General features: G+C 45.2%; 10 protein-coding genes and 1 pseudogene. 9 read left to right on the forward strand and 2 right to left on the reverse strand.

The genetic code is table 11. The annotated features are described in order from the left end of the window. Positions 1 to 15 precede the first annotated feature (15 nt). The 5 genes and pseudogenes from BM358_RS23885 (at position 16) to BM358_RS27220 (ending at position 5,118) form a co-directional block, all read left to right on the forward strand. Complete coding sequence (locus BM358_RS23885; protein ID WP_028542140.1) at positions 16 to 1,683, forward strand: HAD-IIIC family phosphatase; 1,668 nt, start codon at positions 16 to 18, stop codon at positions 1,681 to 1,683. Further along, entirely contained in the window at positions 1,671 to 1,913 is a 243-nt protein-coding gene (locus BM358_RS23890; RefSeq protein ID WP_254348531.1) for an acyl carrier protein, read from the forward strand. The genes BM358_RS23885 and BM358_RS23890 overlap by 13 nt, the downstream gene beginning before the upstream one ends. Before the next feature lie 57 nt (positions 1,914 to 1,970). Further along, positions 1,971 to 3,113, forward strand: coding sequence for a GNAT family N-acetyltransferase (locus BM358_RS23895; protein ID WP_028542138.1), 1,143 nt, complete (start codon positions 1,971 to 1,973; stop codon positions 3,111 to 3,113). 2 nt (positions 3,114 to 3,115) lie between these two features. After that, positions 3,116 to 4,015: a polysaccharide deacetylase family protein gene (locus BM358_RS23900; RefSeq protein WP_028542137.1), complete on the forward strand. Its 900-nt coding sequence runs from the start codon at positions 3,116 to 3,118 to the stop codon at positions 4,013 to 4,015. 765 nt (positions 4,016 to 4,780) lie between these two features. After that, positions 4,781 to 5,118 (forward strand): annotated as a pseudogene (locus BM358_RS27220) (aminotransferase class I/II-fold pyridoxal phosphate-dependent enzyme). A gap of 124 nt (positions 5,119 to 5,242) precedes the next feature. On the opposite strand, the gene BM358_RS23915 reads toward BM358_RS27220, so the two are convergent. Then, on the reverse strand, positions 5,243 to 6,091 hold the full coding sequence (locus BM358_RS23915; protein ID WP_028542134.1) for a hypothetical protein: 849 nt from the start codon (positions 6,089 to 6,091) through the stop codon (positions 5,243 to 5,245). A gap of 792 nt (positions 6,092 to 6,883) precedes the next feature. On the opposite strand from BM358_RS23915, the gene BM358_RS27030 reads away from it, so the two are divergent. The 4 genes from BM358_RS27030 to BM358_RS23930 all read left to right on the forward strand — a co-directional run bounded on the left by BM358_RS27030 (position 6,884) and on the right by BM358_RS23930 (position 8,329). Further along, a complete protein-coding gene (locus BM358_RS27030) occupies positions 6,884 to 7,318 on the forward strand; it encodes a hypothetical protein (protein ID WP_226887713.1) in 435 nt (144 codons plus the stop codon). A gap of 1 nt (position 7,319) precedes the next feature. Next, positions 7,320 to 7,472, forward strand: a complete 153-nt coding sequence (locus tag BM358_RS27035; RefSeq protein WP_231517226.1) for a hypothetical protein — start codon at positions 7,320 to 7,322, stop codon at positions 7,470 to 7,472. A 32-nt stretch (positions 7,473 to 7,504) separates the two neighbouring features. Beyond that, positions 7,505 to 7,870 carry a hypothetical protein gene (locus BM358_RS27040; protein WP_256253395.1) on the forward strand — a complete coding sequence of 122 codons (366 nt, stop codon included), beginning with the start codon at positions 7,505 to 7,507 and terminating at the stop codon, positions 7,868 to 7,870. Between the two features lie 261 nt (positions 7,871 to 8,131). Beyond that, the gene (locus tag BM358_RS23930) at positions 8,132 to 8,329 is read left to right on the forward strand and encodes a cold shock domain-containing protein (protein ID WP_013312263.1); all 198 of its coding nucleotides are present in this window, start codon (positions 8,132 to 8,134) and stop codon (positions 8,327 to 8,329) included. Positions 8,330 to 8,488: 159 nt separating this feature from the next. Here BM358_RS23930 and BM358_RS23935 read toward each other — a convergent pair whose 3' ends face one another. Beyond that, the gene (locus BM358_RS23935) at positions 8,489 to 19,564 is read right to left on the reverse strand and encodes a DUF7507 domain-containing protein (RefSeq protein ID WP_028542133.1); all 11,076 of its coding nucleotides are present in this window, start codon (positions 19,562 to 19,564) and stop codon (positions 8,489 to 8,491) included. Between the last annotated feature and the right edge of the window lie 409 nt (positions 19,565 to 19,973).

Below are 19,973 nucleotides of genomic sequence, written 5' to 3' on the forward strand. Positions count from 1 at the left end.
TGGGGGAGAAAATAAATGAGAAAAAATAAACTATTAATCCTCTCTGATTCTAATCTAAATCCGATGGTTCGTTTTCTAGAGGGATCTTATCAAGATTTGACGTTAGAAGTGACAGAAGCTCCTTATAATCAAGTAAATCAGGTTCTTATGAATTCTGATCACTCCGTATGGTCGGAAAAAAAGGATATGTTGCTTTTATGGACAAGTCCTGAGAAAGTAATTCCTTCTTTTAATAAACTGCTGGAGTATAAGGAAATTAATATCGGTGATGTTCTTAATGAAGTCGATCAATTTTGCGAGCTTATTATCAGGGCTGAGGGAAAAGCAAAACATATTTTTGTTGTGTCTTGGTCCCTCCCACCTCATTACCGTTGGATACAATCGATGACATTAAAGCACAATGTAGGATTAAGCAATGTACTTATGCAAATGAATCTACGTCTTTCAGAACGACTACAAGAGCACGAGCATGTTATCATTCTTGATTCTAGCTATTGGTATGCAGCAATCCAGCAAAAAAGCTACGATGCTAAAATGTATGCACTTGGGAAAATTCAGTTCTCTCGCGATTTTTTTCTCTTTGTATCCAATGAGCTAAAATCAATCATTAGTGGTCTATACGGACAAAGTAAAAAGTTAATTATCTGTGATCTGGATAATACACTCTGGGGTGGCGTGATTGGTGACGATGGTATTGACAACATCAAACTGGGGGGGATTGATCCCGTCGGTGAGAGTTTCAAGCTTTTTCAGCAAGAATTGCACAGATTGAGTAACCGAGGTGTCATCCTGGCTATATGCAGTAAAAACAGCGAACCGATAGCACTAGAAATGATAGAACAGCATCCGGAAATGATTCTGAGAAAAAAGGACTTTTCTTCAATTCGAATCAACTGGAACGACAAGGCTGCCAATGTGGTTGAAATTGTAAAGGAGCTCAACCTAGGTCTGCAATCTGTTGTATTTCTAGACGATAATCCATCTGAAAGAGATCGTATCAAGCAGGCTCTTCCAGAAGTATATGTACCTGACCTACCTATTGATGTTACCCAATACCCTGTTTTTATTAGCCAACTGGATTGTTTCGAGACTCCTGCTATAACGTTGGAGGATCGTAAACGAACAGACTGGTTCAAACAGGAGCAAAAGCGAGAGTCGATAAAGTTAAACGTAGAATCATTGGAAGAATGGCTACATTCACTTGAAATTAAGCTGACTCCACATAAATTGAATAAATTATTGCTAACACGTGCTGTCCAGTTAATGAATAAAACGAATCAGTTTAACATGGCAACCCGCAGGTTTACGATTGAAGAGTATTGGTCCTGGAGTGAACTGCCGAATAATCATGCAATCTTATTTGAAGTGGAAGACAAATTTGGAAATGCAGGTTATACAGGACTGATTTCGGTTTCATGTGATGATGAAGGTCAGGCTGAAATCCATGATTTTGTTATGAGTTGTCGTGTCATGGGCAAGGGAATTGAGGAAGCAATGCTTTATTTAGTTACCAAGCATTTTTCCCCCCATAGTATTAAGGGTATGTATATAAAAACAGAAAAGAATAAACCTTTTTATGACTTTATTTCAAAGAAGTATAGGGATGTATCCAAAAACAATGAATTAGATCTAGGAGAGATATTCTTACCTCATCATATCTTACTTAAGGAGTGCTCTTTTTGAATAAATTTGAGTTAGTTCAATCGATAATATCTAAAATTATGAATGTGTCTGTCGAAAAAGTGACATTGGGATCGGTAAAAAGTGACTTTGAAAATTGGGATTCGCTCAATCAATTGAATTTAGTGATGGAACTTGAAGCTAATTTTAATGTGTCTATTCCCATTGATGAAATAGCTAATATAGATTCAGTGCAAAGCATTTTGCATATTTTGAATAATATTCATAATTGATATTTTCTTCGAAATGTTATGTAGAAAAATATAACGCGTGAAAAGGAGGGAAAGCTATTGGAAATTGTAAAATATAAAGATTCTGATTATGAGTCGCTGGTTGCGTTTATGAGAATTAATTGGTCCCCAGAGCATGCTATCTATAACAAAGAATTGTTTGATTGGCAGTATCGGATTGACGAGAATGGTTTATCGGAAAGTTTACTGCTGATTGACAATGGTTGTATTGAGGGGTTCCTTGGGGTCATTCCTAGTGAGTATAGTTCTAACGGAGAACAATATAAAGGTATCAGTTTCGCCATGTGGATTGTATCAGAGAAGTATAGAAACAGTGGCTTGGGCATTATGCTTATGAAAGAAGCTGAAAAGTATAATTCGGTGTGCGTGACCTTAGGTTGTAATCTTCAAGTGGTACCTATGTATGAACGTATGGGGTATTCGTATTCAGATCATTTGAACCGTTACATCATTCCGCTTGACGCCAACGGTTATGTTAACCTACTAAATGATTCATTCGATCATTCGGTTATTGGACAATGGATATCAGGTGTTGAGGAAAGATTGATACATTCATACAGCCCAATACTCAATATTACGGGTGAGGAGTTAGAGCAATTATACATTAAAAGTATTCAACATCGATTCTCACTTTCGCAGTACCGTAGCGCCTCCTTTTGGGAATGGAGATATATAAATAGTGCGGGCTATAAGTATTTATTTTTCGGTGATTCCACTGCTGAGGGGATTGTAATTGCACGTCTAGATCGAGTATATGCTCCAGAGGGGAGTACCCACGGCACAAAAGTATTAAGGATTATAGAAATCATCCCAGCTAATGCGGAGGTTTGGGAAGGAATAGCAGATCATCGTTTGATTGAGATGGTATCTGGGGTTTTGTCATGGGCTCGTGACCAAGGGTGTGTTGCGGCGGATTTTCAGTTAAGTTCAAATCGTTTAGAGCATGTTCTGGAATCCATCGGTTTTAAAAAACAAAATATAGACTACACGCCAAAGGAATGTGGATTGGCAGGCCTGTTCCAGCCTTTTCGTTATCGTGTTAATCCCATTAATTTTGTATGGAAAATTAAAAAAAATGAAGGTTACTTTCAAAATACGGAAGTGAATGACATATATCTTGTTAAAACTGACGGAGATATGGATCGTCCCAACATTTGGCCACTTCCTAAAGGGTGGAATTGATAATGGGTAATATTGCTGCGATGTACCACTATGTACGTGAGAAGAAAGGATGGGGTGGGATTGTTCCCATGCATCCCCATGACTTTGAAGAACAGCTAGATTTAATTAGCAAGACACATCGAATTATCTCGTTAGACGAGATTGATAAGTCCAACTCGGAACCATGGTGTGTACTAACGTTTGATGATGGTACAAAAGATCAGTATACAGTTGCTTTTGACATCTTGAAAAGAAAAGGAATTCCTGCATATTTTACAATCATGTCTGGTCCACACCTCACAGGTAACGTTCCATTAGTTCATTTGGTACACACGGTACTCTCCTTCAAATCCGATGAAGAGTTGTGGGAATTATTGAGTGAGGCATATGATACGAGCGGTGTGGAAGAGGAGAGCCAAATCTATAAGTATGAACAGAAGAAACTCCGCAGATACAATAAATTTATGCTTAATTTTAAATTATCTGTTACGGAAGCAACTATCTTTCTCGAGTCTATTTTTCAGTCCTTGTTTCCCGATAAGCAAAAATTTATAAATGATTTTTATATAAGTACAGAAGAAATAGTTGAAATGAGCCAGGCAGGAATGACTATAGGTGTGCATGCTCATAATCATATTCCTTACAATGGCGATCCACAGGAATTTTATGATATTGAAATCGGCCCTTGTAAAGATTGGATGAAGAGTGTTTTAGGTATAAACCCGATCTGGTATACGCCTGCTTTTGGTGGTGGAGTTAACCAAAAGTTAATGTTGGACAAACTAACTCCAGTTCTAGTGAAGAATGGATTTGTTGGTGCTTTTAGTACAAGAGAAGGGGGGATTTCTGACAACAGAGAATTTTGGATGGATAGAATAGACTGTATACGTCTACCTCCCCTAGGGACGTCATCGTATTTGTGATCTGTAGGATGTGAACGGGAACGAACTACTGTGCACAGCAGATTGAATAGGTCTCGGGAATCCGTTATTGAGAGTGTGTTTACTTATAAATATACATATCCACAGACTAAAATGATAGAGAGTATTGGGGTTGGCTGAGGAAAAATTTGTATTGGACATAGTGGGTAATCGCCTTGATACGGAGCTAAACGATTCTTTTTTAACAGAACTAGACGATCTATATGAAATGTAATGACCATACCCCCTGTGATGCTTATTTAAACACAGTTCGATCTGGAGGCGGTACTTCTGCTGCCATTGGTTTGCGGCAAGGTCTACCCGTTTTTACATATGCCTTCGGAGATGTTGCTCACATGACAGGAGGGTACTATCATATTAACAGTTTTGATGATGTAAAGACATCTATAAAAAATTGGGAAAATCCTGTATTTAGGGAACGCGAAAGATCTGTAGCGATAAATAGGGCGGATGAAATTTTTGACAGTGAAAAGGTTATGAGAGAAATTATAGAGACTATGACTAAATCACCACACTTTTATTAGGCTGCATGGGCTTCACCACATAATTTGCTGAAATGAGAGATGATAATGATAAATTTCAATGTACCGGCAATCGTAGGTAAAGAAGGAGAGTGTGTTGAAAAGTCATTTTCTAGTGGACATCTTTCGGGGGATGGAGAATTTACGCGTTTATGTGCAAACTGGTTTGAAAGAACTTTTGATGTAAAAAACATTAATAACGACTTCTTGTACACATGCTCTGGAGATGGCTGCTATTCTCTTGGATATTCAACAGGGTGATGAAATTATCATGCCTTCTTATACATTCGTATCCACCGCCAATGCCTTTGTTTTAAGAGGAGCTAAGATTGTATTCGTGGATATTCGACCTGATACTATGAATATTAATGAATATCTTATAGAAAATGCGATCACAGATAAAACAAAAGCAATTGTCTCCGTGCTTATGCTGGAGTAGCTTGTGACATGGATAAAATTTTAGATTTGGCGAATAGATACAATTTGGCAGTTGTAGAGGATGCAGCACAAGAAATTCTTAGGAATATAAAGGAAGGAGATTGTAGACTGCGGAGGAGTAGTTGAGAAAATAACGCCGGAATCTATTGTGATTAACGGATATTATTTCTTCCGTAAGCAGTTTGAATTTAGAGTAGATGTGAAAAGGACTCCGCTGGTATGTAACCATTATGGAGTCCTTTGTTGTTTATTATTTAGTTGAATACTCACTTACTTCAAACGTAAGGATTTTGTTGAAGATTACGTAGTCTTTACGGTTGCTGAATGGACCTTTGTTGTTATTGTGCTTATCAATGGCAAAGAATGAAGCACCTCTACCAGCATCTTTAGCGTCATACCAAGTGATGAAGGCATTCAATTCTTTTTTACTCAGATCAAATTCATTATCAAATCCATTGTCCATGGTTACAGTCAGAATAGCTCGGTCGCCAGTTGGTTGTGCTGGTTCGGTCGGCTCAGTAGGTTCAGACGGATCAGGATTAGGACTTGGTGTTGGATCTGGTGTTGGCGTTGGATCTACAGGCACGGGGTCCACAGGAGTTGGGTTTATTAGATTGAATGGTTTTAAAGTTCCTTCAATGTCCACACCGTAGAAGAAAATATAGTTGGTACCATTATTTTTCAATTCGAATGAGTGTTCACCTGGACTTAAATCCGTTTTTTCAAACATCATTTTTTTCTGGTACACTTCAGGACCAGCAAAGTTAATTTTACCAACGACTTGACCATCGATTATAACATCAGTATTAGATGATCCAGATGACCATGTAGTGGATATATATCGGATTTTAGAACCGGTAAAATTAAATTTAATACCTGTATCCTTATTACCAATTGTAGAATTATAAGATTTTGAACTTGGATCCAGCGTCCATTTTCCACCTAAATAGGTTATCTCACTTGAGTCGTGATTATATCTTGTCCAACCTTGCTCGGGTTGCACTAATACTGACCCAATACTTGTAGCAGCAAAAGTGGGTGAAACGATAAATAATGCAAAAAACATGGAAAGTAAGAGTGGGATAAAAATCTTTTTCATTTATATTCTCCTTTGAGTTGATTTACTTACCAAGAATACAAAAGAACAAAAGGGATGTATAAACATTAATGTCTATATATTCAAAATAAAGTTTAATAGTGGATTTAATTTTAGGACGTAATAAGGTCTGTCTTTGAATAACTGGCGGTAATTTATTATGTTGCGACAACATACGAGATACTTCGACATCTCTATCAACATAGTATAAAAGAGCTTAACTACTAATGGAGGTGTCATATGGTAAGAGGATTTGTATAGTGGATGCTAAAGTAACATTTGAGACTAGAATAGATACTAATGCACAAAATAAAAGTTCTCTTAGCGACGGAACATGACTTTCCTGTTATACAAAATAGGATGACTGGATTATTTGAAAATACTAGATATCCTTGTTATCCACATATTTTTGATATTGAAAAAGTGGATGAGTTATATAAACTAAAGCAGGCCGATTGAACAACTAGTAGTTTCAACACAAGGTCGAAATTACAATGCATTGAATTTATATATAAAGTGTGGTTACAGAATTCAAAAAATGGAAAGTTGGTATTATTGGACGAGGGATTCGAAAGAAGAGGTGCAATGAACCTTCCTAGCTTCCCCTGCCGACAGTGCTCTCTTTGTATGATGAGGGTGCTGATCAAGGCTCGTTCATAGATTCAACGTAAGATCGTCTAAGACGAAACCTTAGAATAAAGAATAATTAAGCGTGTTATAGAATTAGTACATCATCCATAGGAATTATTTTCAATCTATGAATAATTTTAAATATTCTGAGAAGGGATGATGTTTATGAAGTGGGGAAAATATCTTTCTGGAATTTTATTAGCTATTTTAGTTTTAAGTATGTCAATAGCTCCAGCCTCAGTTGAGGCCAGTTCATCAAGTACGACGGAGAAGGGGAGCCCTACGCCATTTTCGGTCAGTACGACTCAAATGCTGGAACCTACCAGCACGACTGAGGCTGTATATGGTGAGACTCTTAAAGTGAACAATCGCCGGGTTACATTAATGTCTAATTTCAATGTGAACGGTGACCTCATGAGTTTCACTGATTCTTTAACGACAACTGATCCAACAGATTTTTGGTTCTTTAACGTACCTACGGATAGAAGCATTCTGGCTCAGATCAAATCCAGTAATCCCAATTATAGATTTGACTTGTATTCGATTGATTGGAGCACGGGAACAGCAAGTTTGACGGGTTTTTGGAGGAAAGGCCTCTGAATTGAAGTTTGCTACAGACTTAAAAGCAGGGGACTGGGGACTTCGTGTTACCTCCACAGGAACGGTAGGTGAAAGCTATAGTATCCACATGAATGCGGCCTCGCCAGCGGATACACCGATTAATGGTAAGACGGCCAAGCTAACATCCTACTAACGGTCATTGAGTATCCAAACGGAGATATTAAGGTGAATGGGACCCAAATTGCCAATACAACGGTGGCAAACCCGAATTTGGAATGGTCAAGAGAATTCAACTTTTCAAATTATGCAAGCTCTGATAATGCTGTTTTGATTGTTCTAAATGCAGATACGCTTTTTACCTATTTTGAATCTGCATATAGTTCTGGCAATCCACCGTATCACAGTTCCTCTTTTGTTGACACCAGTGCAGAACTACGCCGAGACGCCTGGATTTTATTGATATGGCTAAGAGATCCAGACATTCTTGTGTATGATCTGGATACAAAGAAAGTAATTGATTTTGTAAGTAACTTGAATTACAACTATGCAAAAGGAATTGAGCCCCAGCCAACGGTAGTTTACTATAATTAAGTAAAAAAGAAATAACAAAAATTTTCAATGTTTTTTCCCTAGGAGTTTCAAACATTCACAAAGAGTTTACTATACTTGTATAGTAAACTCTTTTGCCTAATATACCATTTCAATCTATAGAAATAGATTGCTTTGTAAAATTGGAATAACTATGAATGAAAACATTATCAATTCCAATTGACAATGGATAACTTTGGGTGGTATAGTCGGAAATGTGGGCGAGAGCTTCACTTCATTTGATGACGAAGGGAATGTTAGTGCATGCAAGGTAAAGTAAAATGGTTTAACGCAGAAAAAGGTTATGGTTTCATTGAAACGTCTGACGGCGGCGACGTATTTGTACATTTTTCCGCAATTCAAACAGAAGGCTTCAAAACACTTGAAGAAGGACAAGACGTGGAGTTCGACATTGTCGAAGGCGCACGTGGACCACAAGCCGCTAACGTAACCAAATTATAATCATCCCCGGCATAGCCGACCTACATAATTGGTAAGATGGTTAGCAATGGATAACGCGCTAGCAACTGCCCTGGAAAATATTCCAGGGCTTTTTTATGTTTTCTAATTACATAAAAAAGCCCCTTACCCAGTGGTAAGGAGCTCGACACAATAGAACATTTACTCTAGAGAACCATCAAAGTCAGCCATCTCCACAAAAATGGTATTGGAGGAGGCAGATTGTTTCTCTACGCTTCCGTCTGGATAGCGGAATTGATAGCGCAGGATGACCTGGGCGATCAGATACGCGCGGAGCGCAGATTCGATGTCGAAAGAAAAGACGATAACGGCTTTGTGGTCTGGGTCAAGCCGACCTAACGGAATACCTTGGAGCAGGTTAGGATGCGGAAGCGGCACAGAATTCACGGTGACAGTTCGCAACAAAATGAAATCTTCGGCTGCAAATGGTGCAGTGAGCAAGAGTTCTTCCAGCGGAGTATTGCCGATGTTTTCCACATGGACGGTGAAGGACAGGGTATCTTCTTGCCCGACACGCAAAGCGCTGGAGCTAAGTGTAAGTTTAGGGATGGCTGCAATAACGGTCACGCCGACGGTGTTGGTTTGGGTTGTTTCCTGGATGGTCTCTCCTCCACTACGACGTGAGGTATATTCGATGGTGGCTTGGTTGCTGAATGTTCCCTCTGTTGGTGCTTCACGAATTTGTGCCTGGAGCGTAAGGGTGAGCGTCTCCCCTGGTGCAATATCCGGAAGCGTGATACCTGCGGCGGGATTAGCGCCTGGCTGTGCTTTTTCTTGGATAGTTAGGCTGTTGGGTACATAAATGAGTCCATGCGGCAACGGGTCTGTGAACAGCGGATACTGTGCTGGAATTCCTCCTTTGTTTGTAATCTGAATGGTGAAGGTGAGTATGTCTTCTACAGAGGCATCCGTGGTATTCACTTTTTTAACTAATTCGAGCAGTGGGAATACAACTGGGATGGTAACGGTATTCGTAGTCAATGTCCCTGATACGACTCTTCCTCCAGGTAACATAAACGAGTAGGCAAAGGCAGCTTGATTTACGATGTAGCCAGATGGAGGCGTCTCCGATACGGTCACTTGATAAGTCAGTGTCAATGACTGTCCAGGTTCCACAGACCCCAGACTAACACCGACAGCAGGATCGGTTCCCAACAGTGATTGACCGTTCAACTGTATGCTGTCAGGAATCAATAGAGTCCCGGCAGGAATGAAATTTTGCAGTGTAACTTCGGATGTTACGTTGCCAAAGTTGTTGAGCAGTACCGTATAAGTAAGGCTTTCTCCTGCGATGGCCTCCGTATTTTCCGTAGAGATACTTGCGGCAAGCTGTGGATCAAAAACAGTTATAGTCACGGTGTTGCTGGTAACCTCGCTCGCACCCTCATTGCCAGCATAATGGAGCCGTACGCTATTGTTTAGACGTCCTCCGAGAGGCAGAGACTGAACGTTCACGCTGTAGGATACATCCATTGTCTGTCCCGCCTGTAAGCTGCCGATAAATAATGGTTCACCTGGCTTGCTAGAAGCAGGTGGAGAACCGTTAATTTTCAAGCTGTCCGGGTTTATGATGGTTCCAATCGGTACGTAATCGGCTAACACTACATCGGTAATGACTGAGCCTGCATCATTAACAAGAGTCAGCTGATAAGGCACAGCATCGCCTAATGCGACAGTAGATACTGTTGTGCGTAGCACAGCTGACAAGGCTCCTTTAGCAGTAGGGGCTACTTTAACCGAGATAGAAGGTGAAGCAGTTACCAGATTCGTGCTTCGTCCGTCCGGCAGCTGGTAGGAGTAAGCCAGTGAAGCTTGATTCACCAGTGTGCCAGACTCGGAGGCACGAACGACAAGCGCGGAGAAGACGGAAGTCGTTTTTTCTCCTGGTGCGATGGTACCTAGGGCAATGCCTTGCCCTGGACTGACCCCATATTGAGGGATTCCATTAACCGAAACAGAGCCGGGAACAAAAGAAAGCTCCGATGGCAATGAGTCCGTTAACAAGCCAAAGGCACCGATATTTCCCGTATTTTCTGCGACGATGGAATAGGTGATGCTTTGGCCTGGCTGTACGCTCTCCGTGCTGGCTATTTTCGTCAGTTTCACCACAGGCTGAAGTAAGGCAATGGTGACAGCATTGGACAAAACGGCACTCGCTTCTTCACCATTTGAGAGTAACAAACGCGCCTGGTTCGTACGTGGTCCTGGCTGTTCTGTCGCTGTGATACGGACATCAAAGGATATGACAGTCTTGGTATTCGCTTCTAACGGTGGCAAAGATATGCCAGTGCCGGGATCGCTTTCTACCACCGTAGATCCATTAATCTGAACTGAACCTGTAATAAACTCGATGTCCTCTGGCAAAGTATCCAGCAAACGGGCATCTTGCACGGTATTCGTATCCTCGTTGAGGATCACGAGTTCATACGTCAAGGTATCGCCAGTAGTGGCGAAAGGTGAGCTTACGCTTTTACTTAATGTGATGTCTAGCGGTGACACGGCAACCTCAACAATGTTGGATAAATGGAAACCGCCTGCCTCTCGCCCATCTGGTGCATTAAAGCGATAGTCTACCTCAGCCTGATCGACCAGTAATACGGTTGCAGGGATGGAAGATACCAGCACTTGGAAAGTGACGGTTGCCGATTGTCCTGGTGGTATGGCTGGAGTCGGGATGCCGGAAACCGGACTTGCACCGGGAGCTGCAATGCCGTTAATCGAGACTGTGTTCGGAAGGAATACAGAGCCGTCCGGAATATTGTCACTTACAGTAGTTGAGGCTGCAATGTTACCCGTGTTGGATACGACAATCGTGTAAGTGATGATGTCTCCGACTGTGGCATTATTGGTATTGCTTGTTTTGACTGCTGTCAGGATCGGCTGGAAGACCGGAATGGTTATTACATTAGATGTTGAGCTACCAGTAAATGCCCCGCTGGTAAAGCTAACGGATGCCTGATTGTTTAATTGTGCCGGTGTGGGCAAGAAATCGACTCGAACCTGGAACGTAACAGTAGTAACAGCTCCTGGAGCGAGCGTACCGATGGCAATACCAAATCCAGGATTTCCATCAGGGAAGGAAGTTCCGTTTATGGTAACACTGCCATTTACAAAGGAGCTTCCCGCCGCAATCATATCTGAAACCACTATATTATTGGCTGTACTGATCCCATTGTTGGAGACAGCCAGTGTGTAGGTGATGATATCGCCAATAATGGCGTCGGTAGCCGCCGTTCCTTTGACAATGCTAACGTCTGGTGAGGATACAGAGATACTAACTGAATTGGATACCGCAGATCCGGATACAGTTCTGCCATCTGGTGGTTGGAAAGTGAATGAGCCTGATGCCTGATCGACCAGTACCTGTGGATTAGGCAGTGTATTGATAATGGTTTGGAACGTTACGGATACCGTTCCGCCTGGCAACACGGATCCAACTGGAACGCCAGTTTCGATGGACAATCCAGGTTGCGGACTGCCAGCAATGCTGACACTGTTGGCAAGGAAAGTCGATCCGGCCGGGATGCTATCACTGATGGTAAGCGCTGCTGCAATATTGCCGCTATTCACGGCTGTAATCGTGTAGGTCAGTGTATCGCCGACGGAGGCGTTAAGAGTGCTGGATGCTTTAGTAATTGCAATTAACGGTTGGAACACAGGTACGATGAGTGGATCGGAAAAGGCAGTGCCAGTGAACGTTCCGCTAGTAAACGTGACGGCTGCAATATCTGAGAGCAGTGGTGGCTGCGGCAAAGACTGGACAGTTGTCTGGAAACTGACGACGAATGTATTTCCAGGTGCGACGTTTCCGATGGCAATTCCAGCAACCGGAGAGGCATTAGGGAAGGCTACTCCGTCGATTAGGACACTGCCCGGAACGAAGGAGGTACCTGCAGGAATTGTATCGGTTACAACAGTATCTGTGACTGAATCCACGCCACTATTCGTGATGCTCAGTGTATATCTGATCGTATCTCCGACTACAGCGGCTGCCAGGCTGGATGTTTTAATTACCTGAATATTAGGTGCAGACACAGCAACGTTGACTGTATTCGATGTGACAGAACCGCTCAGTACTCTACCGTCAGGTGGTGAGTAGGTAAAGTCCGCTTGCCCTTGGTCGGTCAATATAGGTGGAGTTGGCAGAGACGAGACGATGGTTTGGAAACTCACTGTAATACTGCCTGAAGGGGCCAGTGATCCGAGCGTTATGCCTGTAACTGGCGAAGCTCCCGGGACAAGGATGCCGTTAACGACTACGCTGTTAGGCAGTAGTTCAGAACCTGCGGGGATGTTATCTGACAGCACAGGTATAACGGCAATATTTCCGGTATTAGTTAGCGTCAGGGTATAGACCAATGTTGATCCGATCTGTGTGTTGACGGTATTGACGGTTTTGGTCAGGCCGATGATCGGCTGATAAACAGGCAAGGTAACCGGATCGGATTGCGAAGACGTGGTCAACGCGCCTGAAGTAAAGCTAACGGTCGCTTGATTGGTTATTTGCGGCGGCTGCGGCAGACTAACGACGGAGACCTGGAATGTAACTGCTGCCGAACCACCTACTGCAATGGTGCCTACAGGGATACCGGAGCTTGGTGACGCAGCAGGTACAGAAGTTCCATTTACGGTTACGCTACCCGGAACAAAGCTGGTGCCGGGCGGCAGCTGATCAGATACAACGGCATTGACGACTTGACTGATTCCGTTATTCGTAGCAATCACAGTATACGTAATGGTATCTCCGACTACGGCATCTGTAGCGGATGCTGTTTTGATAACGTCCACATCTGGCGAAGAGACCGAGACGGTCACGGACGGAGATACTGCACTTCCAGTCAGGACACGACCATCTGGAGGCTGATAGCTGTAAGCTGCGGTCGCCTGATTGACCAATGTACCTGATGCGGGCAGTGAGGTAATGACTGCCTGAAAGGTCAGAGTGACGGTCGTAGCTGCACCTATGATACCTAATGGAATCCCAACACTTGGATCTGAGCCAGGTGCGGCGGTGCCATTGATCACTACACTATTAGGGATAAAGGCAGCCCCAGCCGGGATGGGATCACTAAGGACGGTATCTGCACCGATGTTTCCAGAGTTTGTAACGGAGAATGTATAGGTTACAGTATCTCCAACCGTAGCTCTTCCCGTTCCCGCGCTTTTAGTTACAGTGACGATCGGTTGATACACAGGGATGGTAACGGGATTGGATACCGAAAATCCATTAAATGCACCTGAAGTAAAGCTTACGGTCGCCTCATTGGTAATGGACGCTGGCGACGGCAGAGATTGTACGTTAAGCAAAAAGCGAATGGTAGCTCCGCCACCAGCTCCAAGCGTTCCGACAGGAATACCGTTTTGTGGGTTGGCTGTAACAACAGGCGTACCATTAATTGTAACGCTGCCCGGGACAAAGGCGGTTCCAAAAGGAATGGTATCCGTGACGATTACGCTAGTAACAGGATCGAGTCCGTTATTGAACGCAGTTATGACATAGGGGACAGAATCACCCACGACAGCGACAGCCACATCAGCTGCCTTCGTGACTGTTACATTCGGTGACGAGATCGGAATGGATACAGGCAGGGCCGCTCCGCTTCCGCTCAGCGTTCGTCCATCGGGCAATTGGAACGTGTAGCTCACAGTTGCCTGGTTGGTTAGTATGGAGCCAGGTGGTACTGATATGACCACGGCGCTAAACGAGACGGTTACCGTCGCACCTGGGGCGACCGAACCGATATTAATGCCTGTAATCGGGTCTGCTCCGGGAATGGGCGAACCGTTGACCAGTACGCTATTTTGATTCAGACTAAGCGAGCTGGACAACAGATCAAGCACGACCGTTTCTGCGGGCGCGTTGCCGGTATTGGTTACAGTGATGAAAAAGCCAAGTGTATTCCCTACGGTTGCACGATCTGCACTGAGGGTATTGGTCACATTCAAGATTGGCTGAAATACAGGCAGGCTGACCTGATTCGAGGCGGATTGACCTGCGAAAGCCCCGGAATTAAAGGAGACCGTTGCCTGATCCGTTGACAAACCTGACGCTGGCAAGGATGTTACCGTTGCCTGGAAGGTGACCGTTACTGAGCTGGCAGCAGGGATAGTGCCTACGGATACGCCTGTGGCGATGTTGGCTCCCGGTATAGTGACACCATTGACTTGTACGGAGTTAGGTATAAAAGTAGTGCCATCCGCAATCGGGTCGATAAAGACCGTCCCTGTTACGGGTGTAATGCCGCTATTTGCTGCGTTAATGGTATACGTAATGGTATCGCCGAAGGCTACAGAGGTCTGATTGACCGTTTTGGTCACGGTGACATTCGGATTGGATACGGGAATGAACACCGGATTCGATTGTGCGCTTCCATTTAATGTGCGACCGTCAGGTGGCTGGAAGGTGAATGTGGCCGAAGCTTGATTTAACAGACCCAGGCCAGCAGGGACAGCGTTAATGACCACTTGAAAGGTAAGAGCGACAGAAGCCCCCGCTGCAATGTTTCCGACCAGTACCCCTGATTGGGGATTGGCTCCAGCAACAGGCTGACCGTTCACGGTGACGCTATTCGGTATAAAGGAGGAACCAGATGGAATGGCATCGGTGAAGGTGGCGGTCGCTGCTAGATTACCTGTATTTTGAGCAGTGAGTGTATAGACTACGGTGTCGCCTACCGTTGCTTGACTCGTATTTGCAGTTTTAACAAGACTGACAATAGGCTGGTAAACAGGGACGACAACTGTGTTGGAGAGTGATGTGAAATTCAGTGTACCGCTGGTAAAAGAAACTGTAGCCTGATCACTCAGCTGAGGTGGGTCAGGCAGGCTGTTGACAGACACGGAAAAGGTGACGGTTGTTGACGCACCAGCAGCGATGGAACCGATTGGAATCCCCGTTAAGGGGCTGGCTGACGGCAATGTCGTTCCATTTACAATAACCGAGCCAGGAATAAAAGTGGAGCCCGACGGTATCGTATCGTTTACCCGAACATCCGTCACGGTTTGGACTCCGCTATTGGTAGCTGTAATGGTATAGGTTATCGTATCCCCAGGAACGGCGTCAGCTACCGAAGCGCTTTTGCTTACTTGCACATTGGGTGACGATACAGGAATTGTGACAATATTGGACGAGACATTGCCGTTAACAATCCGGCCATCCGGCGGTTGAAAGGAAAAGCTGATATTCGCCTGGTCGGTGAGTTGGGGAGGTAAAGGCACGGAAGTAATCACCACCTGAAAAGTTGTTTGAGTCGCGGCTCCAGGTGCAATGGAGCCAATAGACAGACCTGCTTCCGGACTGGCACCGGGAACAGGAACACCGTTGACGACCACACTGTTCGGTACCAGTGTTGAGCCTGCGGGAATATTGTCTGTCAATGTGGCAGCAGCAGCAATGTTACCATTGTTGGTCACCGCCACGGAATACGTTACGATATCGCCAACCGTTGCCTGTATGGGATCTACAGTTTTACTGACAGTTAGCACTGGGGCATTGACGGCTACCGTCACCGGGTTAGATACTGATACGCCTGAAAAAGCACCGCTGGTGTAACTGGCACGCGATTGATTGGTGAGCTGCGGAGAACTTGTTAATGGAGAGGATACCGTTACCCTGAAAGTGATTGTAGCTCCCCCTCCAGCGGCAATGCTCCCAATTACGATACCTAAAGACGGATCTCCACTGGCTATTGTGAAGCCATTCAGCGTTACGCTACCGGCAGTGAATTGAGAGCCGGCCGGGATAGGATCGGAAACGACCACATTGCTCACGGTCTGGATTCCGTTGTTGAGTACGGTCAGGGTGTATAACACCGAATCACCCGGAATGGCGGTGGAACGGTCTGCAGTCTTCGAAATGGACACATTCGGCGCAGACACAGGAATGGATAACACGTTGGACGATGTGCTATCTGTTCGCACTCGCCCATCGGGCAACGTAAAGGAAATGGCGGCGGTGGCCTGGTCTGTCAGTTGGGATGGTGTTGGAAGGGTAGCCACTACAGTTTGGAATGTCAGTGTGATAGGGCTTTGCGGCGACACGGTTCCGATGAAAATACCTGCTGCTGGACTGGCTCCAGGCTGACTAACGCCATTGATTACCACGCTGTTCTCCATAAATGTGGACCCGGCAGGAATAGCATCTGTCAGCGTTACAGAAGCATTATAGTTGCCGCTGTTCGTGACTAACAATGTGTACAGAATCGTGTCGCCTATCGTAGCTGCTGTTGTATTTGCAGATTTGACCACACTGATACGAGGCTGATAAACCGGCACAGAGACGGTATTTGTCTGGGATGTTCCGGTAAAAGCACCACTGGTGAAGCTGACACTGGCTGTGTTTTGCAGCGGCTGCACGGATGGAACGGCATTGACCAGCACAGCATAGGACACCTGCACGGATGCGCCTGCGCCAATGGTGCCGACTGGAATGCCACTTCTTGGGTCGGCTGTGCTCACAGGTGAACCACCGACGGTTACGCTTCCGGGTACAAATGACACGCTGCCGGGGAGTGGATCGGTAATTACGGTGTTTGTGATGGGGTCAATTCCGTTATTAACGGCGTTCACGCTGTAGGTCAGCGTTTCGCCAACACTAACGGATGTGAATCCCGCAGACTTGGTTACTGCTACGTTGGGAAGAGAAATCGATACGGAAACAATATTGGAGAGAAGCGAGCCCGACAGGGTTCTTCCGTCTTGCAACTGATATGAGTATTGGAGCAGGCCCTGATCGTTTAATCCACCCCCGGGTGGTAGCGAATCCACTGTCGTCCGGAATGAGACTGTAATTTGTGCACCAGGGTTTACGGTGCCTACTGAAATTCCCGTATTAGGATTGGCGCCTGGCACTGAGGACCCGCCGACAATGACGCTTCCGGGAATAAAGGTGGAGCCTGTCGGTACAGTTTCCGTCAAGGTCGTGTTTAATACGGCTGTTCCGGTATTAGCGATGAGAAATGAATAAGTAATCGTCCCGCCAACGCTGGCACGGTTGGAGCTGGCGCTTTTGGTAATCGTCGGCGCTGCAATAACGACAGGTATGGTTACAAGATTGGACAAAGATGATCCGGTAAAGGCCCCGGAAGTGAAGCTGACAGTTGCACGATTGTTGATTTGTGCAGGAGAAGGTAGAGAATTAATGGCTGCCCGAAATACAACCGTAACCGATGCGCCTGGAGCTAAAGTGCCGATCGGAATACCGTTCACAGGTGTAGCAGTCGCAGAAGCAGTTCCGTTCACGGTGACGCTACCAGGTACAAAGGCAACTCCGCTTGGAAGCGGATCGGTAACGACTACATTGGTCACATTGGCGATTCCGTTGTTTGTGGCGGTTATGGTAAATTGAACAGTCTCTCCGACTGCGGCTGCCGCCAGGGAAGAGGCTTTTGTCACGGTCACATTTGGTGAGGATACGGGAATGGTGAGCGTGTTGGACGTCCCGCTTCCGTTCAATATACGTCCGTCAGGCGGTGTGAAGGTATACGTGTAAGCCGCCTGATCGGTCAAATTACCAGAGGCGGGAACCGCGTTGACGAGGGCCTGGAAGGTCACGGGTACAGTAGCACCTGTATTAATCGTTCCTACTGAAAAACCAGTAGCGGGATTGGCAGCAGGCACGGAAGAACCACCAATGGTCACACTGCCCGGTATGAAGGATGATCCGGCGGGAATGCTCTCCGAAAAGCTGAGATTTGCAGCAATGCTGCCCGTGTTGGATATCTGAAACGTGTACGTAATCGTATCTCCAACTGTAGCAGCCGTTGTATTGGCACTTTTAACAATTCCAATAACAGGTTGGTAGATTGGTGTACTGGCAGTGTTGGACGGAACGTTGCCAGAAATGACAGGTCCTCCAGGCACGGTTTGGAAGGAAAAGGATGCCGATGCTTGATTGCCCAGCTGGGTGTTTGCTGGCAATGAAGTGACGGTTGCACGGAATGTAATGGTCACCGTGGAAGCAGGAGCTACACTGCCCACTGTGATACCTGTAGCGGGATTGGCTGTTGGCTGGGCTGTGCCCGCGACAACAACACTGCCGGGTACGAAGGTAGCCCCAGCTGGTATGGTATCGGTAAGTACTGTGTTGGAAGCACTGACGAGCCCCGTATTCGAAATGTTAACCGTATAGGTCACAGTATCGCCAATAACCAAGCCTGTAGAGCTGGCAGTTTTGGTCAGGGTCACCAGTGGAGCATTGATATCAATTTGAATGGCATTGGCATTTACAGTGTAAATGTCACCATTTGTTGTCAGCTGGAGGACACCTGTGGTTTGGCTATTGAGCAGCGTGGAGGAAATATCGACATTGGTAATGTCCCAACCTTGCCGTCCACCCGTGACCTGCGTTCCAGGTGCTCCATTCACGGCATTAGTTGTACCGAAGGTCCCCGTCGTGACCAATGTACCGTCGTCTCCGTTAATTTGGGAAGCGAAAAAATTAGTCGAAAAATTATTAGGCCCAGACAGCGCAGTCAAACTCGATGTGGTAGGTCCAAACAACGCACGGTCACCCGTAATGTCCACGTCACCCTCTTGGGCGCTAATCAGCGCCCTACCACGCAAAGTCCCCTGCACAGGTGTGGCAAAGCCGCTCACCACTACATTGACCGAGCCTGTAGCGGTACTGACCCCTTCACCACCAACACGTAGCGACAGGTTGCGGAAGGGCAGAGACGGGTTATTGTACACCACAGCCAGCGTCCAGCCGGCATGGTTGGTGTTGGTGGAATCGGGAACCGTGATGGTGCCCGTCACATTTCCGACCGTATACGCACCAGCGCCACCTTGAATGACCAGATTTGTGACGTTCGCTGTTCTCACATAGGTACTGAGACTAGTGACGTTGACCGATGTTGCAGATTCAGGACTGACCGTAGTAGATAAAGCAGGTGTCTGAAATGTGACAGGGTTGCTGGTGCTGGACAATACATTGGTACTGCCGTTGGCATAACTTCCTCCCCAAATAAGCTCAGCATACAGCACCGTACTGCCCGCAGGGAGCACAAGGAATGCTGTCGATGAGTTACTGGTAAAGGTAGAAGTCGTGCCAAATGGATACGTACCGAAGCGAGAGGCTGTATTAGTTGTGATGAACGCGCCAATGCTGGTCGCTGTTCCCGGCACTCCTACCGAATTAGAGCGTGCCAGCCCAAGTGTATTCCCTATAAAGGTGACAGCCCCCGTCTGGTTCGTTACGTAACGCTGAATAAAAGCCATGGATTAGCTTCCTACTTTCCATCTCTTCCAAATCCGTTATCTTAGGATTTTCGTATAGGAAGAGCCAGCTAGGCTGGGTGTAATAATCCTTTCGTATAAATTGCCTGCGTTATAACCAGGCCTTGCATATCGCACAAGCCCATGTACCTAATCCAGCGGGAAAAGGTCACCCCCTTTTCGATAAAACCGCTTAGCATGAAGCCCAAAATAGTTGTTTGTCGTGACGTCAGCGGGGCAATATTTATATATGCACTCATTATTCACATATGTATGCAAGTCAATTTTAAACATACCTGTTTTCAAAGAATGACGTTATCGGAAGCGTTTTAGCGAAAAAAGAAGAATTTTGTAAAATAGCTTCGAAATGTTGGTCTCTTTTTTTACTTGGCGTTAACATATGTGCTATACT

Source organism: Paenibacillus sp. cl130, from assembly GCF_900116035.1.
Taxonomy (GTDB): domain Bacteria; phylum Bacillota; class Bacilli; order Paenibacillales; family Paenibacillaceae; genus Paenibacillus; species Paenibacillus polymyxa_B.

Bases quoted from the DNA above. Each gene is read 5' to 3' on its own strand.
- BM358_RS23885 (WP_028542140.1), top strand. From the start codon at position 16: ATGAGAAAAAATAAACTATTAATCCTCTCTGATTCTAATCTAAATCCG.
- BM358_RS23900 (WP_028542137.1), top strand. From the start codon at position 3,116: ATGGGTAATATTGCTGCGATGTACCACTATGTACGTGAGAAGAAAGGA.
- BM358_RS23915 (WP_028542134.1), bottom strand. From the start codon at position 6,091: ATGAAAAAGATTTTTATCCCACTCTTACTTTCCATGTTTTTTGCATTA.
- BM358_RS27030 (WP_226887713.1), top strand. From the start codon at position 6,884: ATGAAGTGGGGAAAATATCTTTCTGGAATTTTATTAGCTATTTTAGTT.
- BM358_RS23930 (WP_013312263.1), top strand. From the start codon at position 8,132: ATGCAAGGTAAAGTAAAATGGTTTAACGCAGAAAAAGGTTATGGTTTC.
- BM358_RS23935 (WP_028542133.1), bottom strand. From the start codon at position 19,564: ATGGCTTTTATTCAGCGTTACGTAACGAACCAGACGGGGGCTGTCACC.